The following is a 14,480-nucleotide window of genomic DNA, read 5'->3' as shown; positions in this document are numbered from 1 at the left end:
GTCAGCTGCAACCGCTGGTCGCGCCACAAGTGTCGCACTTCAGGCAGGTGCCGTTGCGCACCATGGTAAAGTTCTGGCACTCGGTGCAGCTGTCGCCGGTATAGCCCTGCATCATCGACTTGATGCGGCGGTCGGCTTCGATCTTCTTGGCCGATGCGGCACTCTCAGTGCGGGCGGTCGCGGCATCCGCTGCGGCTTTGTCGGAGAAGAGTTCGGTTGCACCCGATGTCTCCGGTTCGGCTTCGCTTGCAGGCTGCTCGTCGAAGTCGCGCTTGAAGGCAGTAGCACCGTCCGTCACCAGGCCGACTGCTGCCGAACGCGCCGAGGAGGACTTCAGCGCCGTGACGTTATAGGCCGGAGCGGAAGCCTGCGGAGCGGACGTCGTCGCGCTCTTGGGCTCGGTATTGGAGACTAAAGTCGGCTTGTAACCGCGCGTCCAGCCAGTGGAAACCAGGTTGGTCTTACCTTCCTGGATGCCCTTGCCGAGTGCCGTGTTCGAGAAATCGCTGGTGTCGACATGGGCAAGGTCGTTACGGCCAAGATAGGAGACTGCCAGTTCGCGGAACACATAGTCGATGATCGAGGTTGCGGTCTTGATGGCATCGTTGCCGATGACCATGCCGGCTGGCTCGAACTTTGTGAAGGTGAAGGCCTCGACATATTCTTCCAGCGGCACACCATATTGCAGGCCAAGCGACACAGCGATGGCAAAATTGTTCATCATCGCACGGAAGGCAGCGCCTTCCTTGTGCATATCGATGAAGATTTCACCCAGGCGACCGTTTCCGAATTCACCGGTGCGCAAATAGACCTTGTGTCCACCAACGACTGCCTTCTGGGTATAACCCTGACGGCGGTTGGGAAGTTTTTCGCGTTCCTGCACGATCTTTTCAACCACCTTCTCGACGATGCGTTCGGTGACCTGAACGGCGCGGGCGGCAGCCGGAGCCTCGATGAGTGCTTCCACTGCATCGTCTTCATCCTCATCGTCAGCAATCAGCGAGGCATTGAGTGGCTGCGAAAGCTTGGAACCATCACGGTAAAGCGCGTTGGCTTTCAAGGCCAGCTGCCAGGAGAGCATATAGGCGCTCTTGCAATCCTCGACGGTTGCGTCATTGGGCATGTTGATGGTCTTGGAAATCGCACCCGAAATGAACGGCTGTGCTGCCGCCATCATGCGAATATGGCTTTCCACCGAGAGATAACGCTTGCCGATCTTGCCGCACGGATTGGCGCAATCGAACACGGCGTAATGTTCTTCTTTCAGGAAAGGCGCGTCTTCCAGTGTCATCGCACCGCAGACATGAACATTGGCAGCTTCGACATCCTGCCTTGAGAAACCAAGGGCTGGCAGCATCTCAAAGGAAAAATCATTGAGTTGCTCGTCTGTGAGTTTCAACACGTCCTTGCAGAAATCTTCGCCAAGCGTCCATTTGTTGAAGGCGAACTTGATATCGAAGGCGCTTTTAAGCGCTGCATTGAGCGCTTCGATCTTCTCATCCGTAAAGCCCTTGGCTTTCAGCGTCGAAGGATTGACGGCTGGTGCCTGATTAAGATTGCCATGACCGACCGCGTACGCTTCGATCTCAGCGATCTGGCTTTCGGAATAGCCGAGCGTACGCAAGGCTTCCGGAACTGCACGGTTGATGATCTTGAAATAGCCACCGCCCGCAAGCTTCTTGAATTTTACCAGCGCGAAGTCCGGCTCGATACCAGTGGTGTCGCAATCCATGACAAGGCCGATCGTGCCGGTCGGCGCGATGACGGTGGCCTGTGCATTGCGATAGCCGTGCTTTTCGCCAAGCTCCAGCGCCTTGTCCCAGGCGGCCCGGGCATGGGTGATCAGCTCGGGCTGCGAGCAATCCTCGGCAATCAGCGCCACCGGATTGACCGCAAGGCCTTCATAGCCCGTCGTCTCGCCATGGGCTGCACGGCGATGATTGCGCATCACGCGCAGCATATTGTCGGCATTGGGCGCGAAGCCGGGGAAAGTTCCCAGTTCCTTGGCCATTTCAGCCGAAGTGGCATAGGCAACACCGGTCATGATCGCGGTCAGCGCACCGCAGATCGCACGGCCTTCCACGGAATCATAGGGAATGCCCGAGGTCATCAGCAAACCACCAATATTGGCATAGCCAAGGCCCAGCGTGCGGTATTCGTAGGAGAGGCGGGCGATTTCCTTGGACGGGAACTGCGCCATCATCACCGAGACTTCAAGAACAATGGTCCAGAGCCGCGCCGTATGCTCGTAAGCAGCGATATCGAACGAACCGTCCTTGTTGCGATACGTCAGAAGGTTGATCGACGCCAGATTACAGGCCGTATCATCAAGGAACATATATTCCGAGCACGGATTGGACGCGCGAATGGGACCGGCCGCCGGGCACGTGTGCCAGTCGTTCATGGTCGTATTGTAATGAAGGCCCGGATCAGCCGACGCCCATGCGGCATAGCCGATCTTTTCCCACAGATCGCGGGCTTTCAGCGTTTTCATTACCTTACCGTCCTTGCGGGCGGTCAGATGCCAGTCGGCATCATCTTCCACCGCGCGCAGGAACTCGTCCTTGAGCGAGACGGAATTGTTGGAGTTCTGGCCAGAAACGGTCAGATAGGCTTCCGAATCCCAGTCGGTGTCGTAGGTCTTGAACGAAATATCCGTATAGCCCTGACGTGCAAACTGAATAACGCGTTTGATGTAGTTTTCAGGGACCTGATTCTTCTTGGCCGCCTTGACTTCACGCTTGAGGGCAGGGTTTTTGGCTGGGTCGAAGCAATCATCATTATCGGCTTCGCAATTGACGCAGGCTTTCATGATCGCCGCCATGTGCTGCTTGACGATCTTGGAACCGGTGACGAGCGACGCAACCTTCTGCTCTTCCTTGACCTTCCAGTCGATATATTCCTCGATATCGGGATGGTCGATATCGACCACAACCATCTTGGCAGCGCGGCGTGTGGTGCCGCCAGACTTAATGGCACCCGCGGCCCGGTCGCCAATCTTCAAAAAGCTCATCAGGCCGGACGACTTGCCGCCGCCCGAAAGCTTTTCACCTTCGCCGCGAAGGTGGCTGAAGTTGGAGCCGGTGCCCGAACCATATTTGAACAGGCGTGCCTCGCGCACCCACAGATCCATGATGCCGCCATCGTTGACGAGATCGTCGGCAACCGACTGGATGAAGCAGGCATGCGGCTGCGGATGCTCATAGGATGACTTGGACCGGGTCAATTTTCCGGTCATCCAGTCGACATAGAAATGACCCTGACCGGGACCATCGATGCCATAGGCCCAATGCAGACCGGTGTTGAACCATTGCGGGCTGTTGGGGGCCACGCGCTGGGTGGCGAGCATATAGGCAAGCTCATCGCGGAAGGCGAGCGCGTCTTCTTCCGTGTTGAAATAGCCACCCTTCCAGCCCCAATAGGTCCATGTGCCGGCAAGACGATCAAAAACCTGACAGGCGTCCATTTCGGAGCCAAAACGCTCGTCTTCTGGCAATTGCGCCAGCGCGTCCTCATCGGCAACCGAGCGCCAGAGCCATGAAGGGACTGAATTTTCCTCGACCTTCTTCAGGCGCGCAGGCACACCGGCCTTGCGGAAATATTTCTGTGCCAGAATATCAGCCGCAACCTGACTGAACTGGGCGGGAACGTTGATATCTTCCAGTCGGAATACGATGGAACCATCGGGATTCTTGATCTCGCTGGTTGCAGTCCGAAACGCGATGTCCGCATAGGCTGACTGGTTTTGTTTCGTAAAACGGCGTTCGATTTTCATCTGTCCATCCAAACGTTCTATATATAGTGGTGCTGCTGACGAATTTCCGCAGCGGTAAACCACTTGCTGCTTATCGCGTCTCTGTTTCGGTCGCTCTCTTGAGACGAGAGCCTCTCATCTACGTGGTGCCACATGTTGTGTGAGGCACCAGAAAACTGTTTTCCGCCTTTTGCCGCACACAACAAAACACCCTGAGAGAACCAATGTTCCCTGTGATGGTGCCATGGCGGCTAACAAATCAGCAGATGGGAAAATACCCTATCTTGTAAGAATGATGAGCGCAAATACTAAATGTAGTATTAACAACGTTTCATTCTCGAAATTTCCTTTCAATCCCGTAAGCGATCTCCGCGCTTAACAGGGCGCGGCTAAGCCCTGGGCACAATCGCGCTAAAAAAGCGCGATACCCACATCAGAACGCAACGAAACTGAAAGAAAGGCCGGCAAATTCAAACGCCCGACCACGCCACTCACGCAACGATATCACCCATAAAAAACGACTCGGCCCCAAGCGTCAAGCATTGGTTTCCTGTAAAGCGTCAGACGCTAGATATTGTGCATCGGTGAGAAAAGTGGTGTGGATAACGGGGAGAAACACATTTTGTGAATGAAGCCGGCTACGTTTGCATCAGAGAAAAGCCAAATCGATTTTTGAAGCCATACCGCGCAAGGCCAGTAGGAATTCCTAACCCAGAGCTGGGGCAGGAGAAAGCCAGGGCGATCACGATCTATTCGGCTGCGACCACGATATCGGGCGTGCCAAATCGATGAAGAATTTCCTTCAGATCAGGTTCCTCCACCCGGAGTACGGCCTCTTGTGGTGAAACCCAAGTGCAGACACGCTCTTTCTTCTCCGGCCAGTTCTTTTCCTGGCTCGTGAATTCCATTTCGAAAACGGCGACCGAAAACTGGTTTATGCGCTCCGGCGGCAAATCCGCCTTGGTGTAATTGAAGCTACCAATCGGTTCGCGAGAAATCTTGCCGCGCACGCCTGCTTCCTCATAGGCTTCACATATTGCGGTTTCAGCCAGCGTACGCCCCACCTGCGGCCAGCCTTTGGGCAAGACCCAGCGACCACTGCCGCGGCTCGTAATAAGGAGAAACTGCAATGAACCTTTCTGGCGACGATAAACCAACGCCGCAACCTGCTGCAAACGGCCAGAACGCGTAAGAATACGCTTCTCCGTCGCAACGAGCTGTTCTTTTGGCTGCTTCACCACAAATTCTCCATTTCCAATATCGACTCAACCAACGGCGAGATAAATATGAGATGCTCGCCTGAAGCAAAGATATATAAATCGAAATTCGCAAATTCCGGGGAGAGCCTTTATCTGCCTCCCGGCCATTTCAGGCAAGCTGAAAGAGCGTGCAAATATCAAATCGAAACACAAGGATGAAACGATTCGTCAAAATCACAATAACAAATTTAGGGCAAGAATTCAGGCACCCCACCCGCAACCCTCTCTAAATGGAAGATAAATAGGCCTATTTCAAGGCTTTTGGGTGATTGGCCTTATCACGCCGTACTTTCTTGTCATTCAGTTGCTGTTCGGAGGATTTAACTATTCCATTGACAGCACTCTGGTGGCGCTGGAGCAATATAATCCAGCCCGCCAGTAATACCACGTGGCCTTTGCACCAAACTTGTGTTGCCTCGCCGATATTGCTTTCTTATCGGAAACGTCCTGACACCGTCATCGGTCTCCGGAGATGGGCTCCTGATAGGTAAAGCCCATATCCCAAGGGAAATAAATCCAGGTGTCCTGCGATACTTCCGTCACAAAAGTATCGACCAGCGGGCGCCCCTTCGGCTTGGCGTAAACTGTGGCGAAATGCGCTTTCGGTATCATCTGGCGTACGATGGCCGCGGTCTTGCCGGTATCAGTCAGATCATCGACGACAATCACGCCTTCGCCTTCATTTTCCAAAAGCCCCTCGCCAATGCCTTTAAGTACCTGCATTTCGCCCTGAGACGTGTAATCGTGATAGGACGCAATACAGACGGTTTCGATGAGCCTGATGCCGAGTTCGCGACAGATAACCGCCGCAGGCACAAGCCCGCCGCGCGTGATGGCGACAATGGCCCGCCATTCTCGGTTCATGCCGGAAATCCGCCAGGCAAGGGCACGGGCATCGCGGTGAAACTGATCCCAGGAAACGGGGAAGGCTTTATCGGGTAGAGACATTAAACGCTCCATAGTCGCCTCGCCATCAAGCAAGCGAAGCGGTAAGACGATTATTCACCCGGCACGCGCCGGGTGAAGCTCATACCCGCAAAGACCCGGGTCCTGCAAGCTTTGCCTGCCATTCCTTCCCAGGGGGAGAAAGTCGGCCTATCGCGAAAACAGCGTCAGGACGGGCAATTCGCTGAGCATTGAGCGCGTTACACCGCCAAACACCAGTTCGCGCAGGCGCGAGTGGCTATAGGCACCCATGACCACGAGGTCGGCGCGCTCGGCTATGATGTGGTCGCGCAGCGCATCCTGCGCATAGCGGCCATTGGAGGAAAGCGGCGTAACCGTGACTTCGACGCCGTGGCGCGAAATGGATTCGGCCAGATCGCTACCGGCGAGCGACTTGTCCTCGCCCTCGGCTTCCGGCGGGTCGACCCAGACGATTTCGGTTCGCCCTGCAAGCTCGATCAGTGGAAGCGCATCGAAAGCCGCGCGGGCGGCTTCGCGCTTGCCGTTAAAGGCGATTACGATCCGATCCAGCGATGTCTGCGGCAGCACGGGCGCATAAGGCACCAGCAGGACCGGACAGCTCGCATTGAAAACCAGTGAGTCGGCAGTTTCGTCGTTGGTCGCCGGATCGTTGGGGTCTGGCTGGCCTGCGACGAGCAATTCCGCGCCAAGACAGGAGGTGAGAACGCTATCGGCGGCGGTACCCGTTTCAGACCGCATGATGCGAAATTCGTAATGTGCATCCTGACGGCGCATTTCTTCATCGAATAACGACTTAAGGCGCTCTGAAAGCTCCTTGTGCTGCTTGTCATGCAGCTCAAACATGCCAGGATCGATGAAGCCGTTCGGATCGGCATAAACGATGGGAGAGGGGATGGAATAAAGCCCGATCACATGGATATCGGGAACTTTGCGCATCAAAAGACCAATTGCGGCAAGAACTCGCTTCAACTCGGCTTCGCTGCGCGAATAGGCAATCACCGTTTTATAGGACATCGTTCGTCTCCTTCCGGCTATGTCTTTCTTTTTAGCATGGATTGTGACCTGCTTGTGTAAAAAAGAAAGCTGAATTCGCTGTTAATCCCATAGAATGCAAATGTCATTCAGCTTGCGCCGGAGGCCACCAGAGCGGCGATCATCGCTTCGATTTCGACCATGGCCGCATCGATTTTAAGCGTATCGCTGCCGCGAACGACGAGTTCGGTCGAAAACCGGCCTGCCTCGAATTTCGGATAGGAGCCGATCACCGTATCGGGGTTTGTCTTCTGGATTTCAGTCAGTAACGCACCGATGACGCCCTCGCCGAATGGGCATCTGACGGCGCGCGACAAAAGCTTGCGGCCCGTGCGAAGTGTGGGCAGAACATTGTCCAGCATCGCCTCAAAGACGGATGGAACACCTGCCATCACGTAAGTATTGCCGATGTGGAAGCCCGGTGCCGTTGAGACTGGATTGTCGATATGTTCAGAGCCTTGCGGCATACGCGCCATGCGCTTGCGTGAGTGGGTGAACTCCAGTCCGCGCCGGGCATAGTTTTCAGCAAGAATGCGGATTGCCTCATCATCATAAATGCATGGCACGCCGAAGGCCTTTGAGACTGCATCGGCAGTGATATCGTCATGGGTCGGTCCGATGCCGCCCGAAGTGAAGACATAATCATAAGACGACCGCAGCGCATTGAGGGCTGCAACGATTGCGTCCTCCTCATCTGGGACGATGCGCACTTCCTTGAGATCAATACCGGCTACCGTCAGCATATCGGCAAGGTGTCCGATGTTCTTGTCTTTGGTTCGTCCGGAGAGAAGCTCGTCGCCAATGGCGAGCATGGCAGCAGTTACAGTCTGTTGTCCGTTGGTTTGTAAAGTGTCGGTCATGCCTGCTGCTCCATTCATCGCGCGCGTCAGTTAAGCCACGGCCACAACCTTGCGCAACCGCTTTATTTACCCCCCACATCTTTTCAAAATGCAATTGCTTTTTACTTTAATGGGAGGAGAACTCATTCTACCAAACGGCAAGGAGATATCTCATGGTGAAGGTGCTTGTGCTTTATTATTCGGCCTATGGTCATACAGAGCAAATGGCTCAGGCCGCTGCAAATGGTGCACGTGACGGCGGCGCAGAAGTGACGATCATGCGGGTTCCCGAACTTGTGCCGCCGGAAGTGGCCGAACAATCTCATTACAAGATGGATCAGGAAGCGCCGATTGCAAAGCCGGACGATCTCGTCGATTATGACGGCATCATTCTTGCAACTGCCACCCGCTACGGCATGATGGCCTCGCAGATGAAGAATTTCCTCGACCAGACCGGCGGTCTCTGGGCCAAGGGTGCGCTGCTCGACAAGGTTGCGTCAGTGATGGTTTCGACCGCAACCCAACACGGTGGCGCAGAACTGGCGCTGATTTCCGCGCAATGGCAATTGCAGCATCACGGCATGATCATTGTGCCGCTTTCCTATGCCTATCAGGGGCAGGTGGGCAATGATGTGGTGCGCGGCGGCGCGCCCTACGGCATGACCACCACTGCCGATAGCGATGGCTCGCGCCAACCCTCGAAACAGGAACTGGAAGGCGCGCATTTCCAGGGCAAGCGCGTTGCCGAAATCACCGCAAGATTGCATGGTTCAAAATAGAAAGAGAAGTGGTGCGGTCGGCGGGACTTGAACCCGCAAGCCTAAAAGGCGACGGATTTTAAGTCCGTTGCGTATACCAGTTTCGCCACGACCGCAGCACTTTGATTTCTATGTCATGATTTGCATAACGAATTCAAGATAGAAAGCTGCCAGCAAGAAGCATGTTTTCAAAATGCTTGCCCGACGATGAAACTGGATGGCCATGGGTTCAACCTGTCGCGCAACCATAACAGGCTATCGATCCAGAAACCCGCGGCATGACGGTTATGAAACAGATCGAAATGGCCAGTCCTTTCAGAGCCCAAACTTGCTGGCTCCAGTAGTACCTTCTGCGTCAACAATAGGGATCGTGCTCCACATTCGCAATTCAGACTTGCTACAATATCCGGCTTAGGATTCCATAACGTAACCATGCGATGAATTGGGCATATCGCAGAAACGACCTTCGCCTTTTCTATTTTAGTATCAAAATATATTATAAAAATTCCACATCAACATTAGCTGATAATAATAACAGATTTATTTTATCAAAAATTGTATAATATAAGTTATAATTTAATTATTATTGTGAAAATGGTGTGTAAAAATGGCAGAAAGAACAATATATTTTGAAATCTTTAATGATACAAACCATACACTTTCTCTTGGGGAGGCTGATGAAGTTCATGGGGGTTGGGCTTTGTTTAAGTCTCCGCCTTTGATTATATCATCCAATAGTTCTGGAAATTTTCAAATAGAATCATCCGGCACATTTACAGGCGCAGAAGCAAAAGTATCATATATTATAAATCTAAATGAAAAAAACTATGATCGAATTAAGAATAAAAATGAAGACCCACATCAAGTGGAGTTATTTCTTCATCTTGATAATCCGTTTGCTGGATCTAATGTGTTTAATTTCCGCTTTGAGGGTCCTCAAAAAGATTTATTCCACCTCAAGCAGCCCACAAATCTTTCCGGAGAAGACGCGGAATGGGCGGTTACTTTGACGAAGAAATAGAATGAAATTATTATAAACGTAATATAGCTGTCGCTCAAAATTCAGCTTTCTTTGAATAAACTCTGTAGCAATGCGGTGAGGTCGGAAAGATCGGTGCCTTTAAAATGCTAGCCTGTCGATGCGGCTGGCAGGCCATGGGTTCAACCCGTCGCGCAACCATAATAGGCTATCGAACCAAAAACCCGCCGCATGGCGGTTATGAAACAGATCGAAATGCCCGATCTTCTCATAGCCAAGAGTCTCCGGTTCCAGCAGTATCTGCTGACGTCGGCTTCCTGAATAAAGGCTGAGTGTACGCGCAACGGCCCGTGGCGTACCCAATTCGTCATCGCTGAGCGTAATGGCCAGAATGTCGGCGCTAACCGATGCAAAGCGTTGTCGGATTTCCTTACGCTGAGGCGTCGGAACGGTGTTTTCCAGACGTTTGCCCATAAATGCCCAGTCGAGTGCCACCCGTGCGGGCAGGTCTTCCAGCCAGCCCAGTTTCTTTCCCGGGAAATAGCCGTAGAGCAGCGCCAAAGCGGGCATGACCAGATGCCATTTGGCGAGAAGTGGAAGCTTTTTCCCGCGCTTGTAATCACGCCAATAGGCATATTGTGCACCAACTAAGAGCATGCGGCTGATATGCCCGGCATTGGTGGCAAAGCCGGGGGCGACGCCGCCAAAACTGTGGCCTACGACATGAATGGGCTGGGGCAGATCGCGTGCCAACACGAAATCAAGTGCTGCGGCAAAATCCTTCTCGCCCCAGTCATGCCAGCGAAAGCCGGTCCGGCGCAGGTTTTCCGGTCGCGAATTGCCGATGCCGCGATAATCATAGGTCAGCACATCAAAGCCGTGACTGGCGAGAAAATGCGCATAGAAACGGTAATAGCGGGCCGCAACGCCGGTCGCCGGATTGATGATGACGGTTGCCGCAGCGGACGGATTGGATGCCGCCCACAGCTGCCCGCCCAGCACCACACCATCGGCGCATTCGATCCGCACGGTTTCGGGGGTGTGCGCCTCTGTCCCGGCGTTCTGATGCGCTTTGGTCAGCATGTTTCTCTCCTCATGCGAAAAAGCTACGCCAAAGCATTTGAAAATTACACTCACTAGGCAGTATACTTTTACCCATGGCAAAGGACACACGCGCAAAAATCATCGAAGCTGCGGAAAAGCTTTTTTATCGCGACGGCATTCGCGGGGTCAGCGTTGATGCGGTGGCAGAGGCTGCCGGTGTCACAAAGCGCACGCTTTATTATCATTTTTCCAGCAAGGACGAGTTGATCGCGTCTTATCTCGATCATCGCGATCAGCCCAATCTGGCACGCATGCGCGGTTGGTTCGAGGCGGCGCATGGAACCGTTGCTGAGCGCACACGCGCAATCTTTCATCATTTGGCGCTGTTGATGGACCATCCTTCATGGCGCGGCTGCGGATTTTTGCGCACGGCTGCGGAACTCGCCAATATGCCAGGTCATCCTGCCATTGCCATCGGCAGAGCGCATAAGCTGGGCTTTGAGGACTGGCTTTCCGAGTTTTATGCACAGGCAGGCATCAACGATGCCGGACAGCTTGCACGCCAGATCGTGCTTCTGGTCGACGGCGTTCACGCCAGCGGCTTGCTGCACCGCGACAAGGCCTTTGCGCAAGCCGCAGGCGAGGCCGCGCATGCGCTTGTCGAAACAAGGCTTGCAAAAAACATTGCAAATTAACTCATGTTTCTCCATGTACCCTGGCCCTTGTCCTTGTCTGGCTTGCCAAAGCGATGTAGCGATGAAACAAAGCTACAAAAAGCCGTCAATAAACAAAAGAAAGTTTCCGCATGACCGCCTTCGTGAAATCCGTCGCCCGGGCTGAAAAGGCGATGCGCTCGCTGTTTGCCGACACACCGTTGCAATTCAACGATCACCTGTCGGGCAAGTATGGCGCGGAAATCTGGCTCAAGCGTGAAGACCTCACGCCGGTACGGTCTTACAAGATACGCGGCGCTTTCAATTTCATTTCACGCGTGATTATAACGGTCGATGAAAATGCGGTGTTTGTCTGCGCTTCGGCGGGCAATCACGCGCAGGGCTTTGCCCTCGTCTGCCGCCACTTTGGCCGCAAGGGCGTGGTTTTCATGCCGGTCACGACACCACAGCAGAAAATCGACAAGACCCGCGCCTTTGGTGGCGAATTTATCGAGATCAAGCTGATCGGCGATATTTTCGATGTCTGTTATGCTGCTTCGCAGGAATTTGCCGAGAGTAATAAGGGCGTCATGGTGCCGCCTTTCGATCACCCGGGTATCATCGAGGGACAGGCAACCGTCGCACTTGAAATCGAGCAGCAATTGCCAGAGGGCAAAAAACCAGATCTGGTTCTGCTGCCGGTTGGCGGCGGCGGGCTTGCCGCAGGTGTCACCCAATATATGGCCGGTATTGGTTGGAAGACCGCTTTTCGTTTTGTCGAGCCGGAAGGAGCAGCAAGCCTCAATGCGAGCCTCGAGGCGGGCAAGCGGGTCAAGCTTACAAAGGTCGACAATTTTGTCGACGGTGCCGCAGTCGCAGAAATCGGCAAGGAAAACTTCAAACTTCTCAAAGGTTTTGATGAAAAATCTGTCATAACGGTTCCAGAAAACCGGCTTTGCGCGACCATTGTCGAAATGCTCAATATCGAGGGAGTCGTGCTGGAACCAGCCGGTGCGCTCGGTATCGATGCGCTCAAGCATTTCAAGAAGAGCGAATTGAAGGGCAAGCGAATTGTCATCGTGGTTTCTGGCGGCAATTTCGATTTCGAGCGCCTGCCGGACGTGAAGGAGAGGGCGCTTCGTCACGAAGGACTGAAGAAATATTTCGTCTTCCGCTTTCCGCAGCGCCCCGGTGCTCTGCGCTCCTTCCTTGATCTGCTGGGACCGGAAGACGATGTGGCGCGCTTTGAATATCTGAAAAAATCTGCACGCAATTTCGGCTCGGTGCTGATCGGTATCGAAACCAAAAATGCCGACAATTTTAAGATATTGAACCGCAAATTCGAGGAGGCGGGGTGGGCCTATCAGGACATTACCGACAATCAGGTTCTGGCTGATTTTATCATCTGAGAGCGAATTCATTTGCTTTTTGGAGCAAAACGCCCCATATGCCGCATCAGGCGCATGGGCCGACGTTTTCGGCTTTCCCTGCATTGGACTTGTTGCGTCACGCCTCTCGCTTTCGGAATGGTCCGCAGGCGGGAGAGACCCGGACAAAAGTTCGGGCACGGCTGCGCAAGTCGCCAGGAATTTTCCGGCGTCCCGTCGTTATCATTATAAGAATTGCGTTTGGTCCAGTTGCGCTTGGCCGATCATTTACAGCGGACCGCAATCATGCGGTGCCGCCGAAAGAGATTGAATTGACACAAGAAAATACAGGCGGCTTTGCCGCTCTCGGCATTACCGGCGCGTTGCTCAAAGGCGTTGAAGCCGCAGGTATGACCGAGCCTAAACCGATCCAGACGCAAGCCATCCCAGCGCAGCTTGAGGGTCGCGATATTCTGGGCATTGCGCAGACGGGTTCAGGCAAGACGGCAGCCTTCAGCCTGCCAATCCTACAAAAAATCATCGCCATTGGCGACAAGCGCCGTCCCAAGACGGCGCGCGCGCTTGTGCTGGCGCCAACCCGCGAATTGGCGGTACAGATCGAGGAAACCATCCGCACGGTTTCCAAAAGCGCCCATATATCGACCGCACTGGTGCTGGGCGGCGTTTCAAAACTCTCGCAGATCAAGCGCATCGCGCCGGGCGTCGATGTGCTGATCGCTACACCGGGGCGTTTGACCGACCTCATGCGCGAAAAGCTGGTCGATCTTTCGCAGACCCGCTGGCTGGTGCTGGATGAAGCCGACCGCATGTTGGACATGGGCTTCATCAATGATGTGAAGCGCATTGCCAAGGCAACCCATGCTGAGCGTCAGACCGCGCTTTTCTCGGCTACCATGCCGAAAGAAATCGCAGCTTTGGCGCAGAGCCTACTTCATGATGCAGTGCGTGTCGAAGTGGCGCCGCAGGGTACGACGGCTGCCGAAATCACGCAGGTCGTGCATCCAGTGCCGACCAAGGAAAAGCGCCGTCTTCTGTCGGCACTGCTGGCCGACAAGGACATGCGTTCGGTTATAGTCTTCACCCGCACCAAGCATGGCGCGGATGCGGTCGTGCGCCATCTGGAGCGTGACGGTTTTGACGTTGCAGCCATTCACGGCAACAAGTCTCAGAATGCACGCCAGCGCGCGCTCACGGGTTTCCGCAACGGCACGCTGCGCATTCTGGTGGCAACCGATATTGCCGCACGCGGTATCGATGTTCCGGGCATCAGCCATGTTGTAAACTACGACCTGCCGGACGAGCCTGAAACCTATGTGCACCGCATTGGCCGCACCGGCCGCAATGGTGCCGATGGCGCTTCGATCACGCTTTATGATGCGGCAACGGAAGAATCGAAGTTCCGCGCCGTGGAGCGCGTGACGCGCAGCAAGCTGCCGATCAAGGAAGCCCCGGTCAAGCTGGCCCCGGCTCCCGTTTCGCGGACTTCCACACCCGGTGACGAAGATGCGCGTGCGCAAAAGCCCCAGCACCGCAAGGGCGGGGCGCAGAACCATCGTCGTCCGGCGCAAAAGCCCGGTGAACATCGTGCAGGTGGCAGTGCGGCCCCCGATGCCGCAGCCAAGGCCAAGCGCCCGTTCCGTCGCAAGCGTCGCACGGGTGGCAATGGTAACGGCGGTGGACAGCGCGCGGCTTAAGCCTTTCCAGCAAAAATTCGAAGCGGTTTTGCCTAGCATAAGGCGGATCCGTGAAACCGATAAAAAACTTTTACGAAAGCCGCTCCAATGGGGCGGCTTTTTCCATTACGTATCATTTCAGGGTAAATATTTGCGGAGCGCAGTGAAAAATTA

At 54.4% G+C, this 14,480-nt stretch carries 11 protein-coding genes, 1 tRNA gene and 1 pseudogene; 5 read left to right on the top strand and 8 right to left on the bottom strand.

Annotated elements, in window-relative coordinates:
- Position 1: 1 nt before the first annotated feature.
- The 5 genes from AAIB41_RS14615 to AAIB41_RS14595 all read right to left on the bottom strand — a co-directional run bounded on the left by AAIB41_RS14615 (position 2) and on the right by AAIB41_RS14595 (position 7,832).
- Positions 2 to 3,775, bottom strand: coding sequence for a vitamin B12-dependent ribonucleotide reductase (locus tag AAIB41_RS14615; RefSeq protein ID WP_343316006.1), 3,774 nt, complete (start codon positions 3,773 to 3,775; stop codon positions 2 to 4).
- Positions 3,776 to 4,503: 728 nt separating this feature from the next.
- A complete protein-coding gene (locus AAIB41_RS14610; RefSeq protein WP_343316005.1) occupies positions 4,504 to 4,992 on the bottom strand; it encodes an NUDIX hydrolase in 489 nt (162 codons plus the stop codon).
- 477 nt (positions 4,993 to 5,469) lie between these two features.
- Entirely contained in the window at positions 5,470 to 5,961 is a 492-nt protein-coding gene (gpt, locus tag AAIB41_RS14605; RefSeq protein ID WP_343316004.1) for a xanthine phosphoribosyltransferase, read from the bottom strand.
- Between the two features lie 147 nt (positions 5,962 to 6,108).
- Positions 6,109 to 6,954 (bottom strand): universal stress protein, encoded by an 846-nt coding sequence (locus AAIB41_RS14600; RefSeq protein ID WP_343316003.1) that lies wholly within the window; start codon positions 6,952 to 6,954, stop codon positions 6,109 to 6,111.
- 107 nt (positions 6,955 to 7,061) lie between these two features.
- A complete protein-coding gene (locus AAIB41_RS14595; RefSeq protein WP_343316002.1) occupies positions 7,062 to 7,832 on the bottom strand; it encodes a competence/damage-inducible protein A in 771 nt (256 codons plus the stop codon).
- 152 nt (positions 7,833 to 7,984) lie between these two features.
- Between AAIB41_RS14595 and wrbA the strand changes: the two genes are divergently transcribed.
- Entirely contained in the window at positions 7,985 to 8,590 is a 606-nt protein-coding gene (gene wrbA, locus AAIB41_RS14590) for an NAD(P)H:quinone oxidoreductase type IV (protein ID WP_343316001.1), read from the top strand.
- 9 nt (positions 8,591 to 8,599) lie between these two features.
- On the opposite strand, the gene AAIB41_RS14585 is transcribed toward wrbA, so the two are convergent.
- Both AAIB41_RS14585 and AAIB41_RS14580 read right to left on the bottom strand, forming a co-directional pair.
- Positions 8,600 to 8,685, bottom strand: a tRNA-Leu gene (locus AAIB41_RS14585).
- A 72-nt stretch (positions 8,686 to 8,757) separates the two neighbouring features.
- A pseudogene (locus AAIB41_RS14580) lies at positions 8,758 to 8,919 on the bottom strand (alpha/beta hydrolase); the annotation flags it as partial.
- Positions 8,920 to 9,176: 257 nt separating this feature from the next.
- On the opposite strand from AAIB41_RS14580, the gene AAIB41_RS14575 reads away from it, so the two are divergent.
- Positions 9,177 to 9,590 carry a hypothetical protein gene (locus tag AAIB41_RS14575; RefSeq protein ID WP_343316000.1) on the top strand — a complete coding sequence of 138 codons (414 nt, stop codon included), beginning with the start codon at positions 9,177 to 9,179 and terminating at the stop codon, positions 9,588 to 9,590.
- Between the two features lie 99 nt (positions 9,591 to 9,689).
- Here AAIB41_RS14575 and AAIB41_RS14570 read toward each other — a convergent pair whose 3' ends face one another.
- Positions 9,690 to 10,631, bottom strand: coding sequence for an alpha/beta fold hydrolase (locus AAIB41_RS14570; RefSeq protein ID WP_343315999.1), 942 nt, complete (start codon positions 10,629 to 10,631; stop codon positions 9,690 to 9,692).
- Between the two features lie 74 nt (positions 10,632 to 10,705).
- On the opposite strand from AAIB41_RS14570, the gene AAIB41_RS14565 reads away from it, so the two are divergent.
- From AAIB41_RS14565 to AAIB41_RS14555, 3 genes are all read left to right on the top strand, one after another.
- Positions 10,706 to 11,287, top strand: coding sequence for a helix-turn-helix domain-containing protein (locus AAIB41_RS14565; RefSeq protein WP_343315998.1), 582 nt, complete (start codon positions 10,706 to 10,708; stop codon positions 11,285 to 11,287).
- 110 nt (positions 11,288 to 11,397) lie between these two features.
- On the top strand, positions 11,398 to 12,654 hold the full coding sequence (ilvA, locus tag AAIB41_RS14560; protein WP_343315997.1) for a threonine ammonia-lyase IlvA: 1,257 nt from the start codon (positions 11,398 to 11,400) through the stop codon (positions 12,652 to 12,654).
- Between the two features lie 161 nt (positions 12,655 to 12,815).
- A complete protein-coding gene (locus AAIB41_RS14555; protein ID WP_343316084.1) occupies positions 12,816 to 14,327 on the top strand; it encodes a DEAD/DEAH box helicase in 1,512 nt (503 codons plus the stop codon).
- The last annotated feature ends 153 nt before the right edge of the window (positions 14,328 to 14,480 follow it).

Source organism: Brucella sp. BE17 (assembly GCF_039545455.1).
GTDB lineage: Bacteria > Pseudomonadota > Alphaproteobacteria > Rhizobiales > Rhizobiaceae > Brucella.
This window is presented reverse-complemented; position numbering and strand designations above follow the sequence as displayed.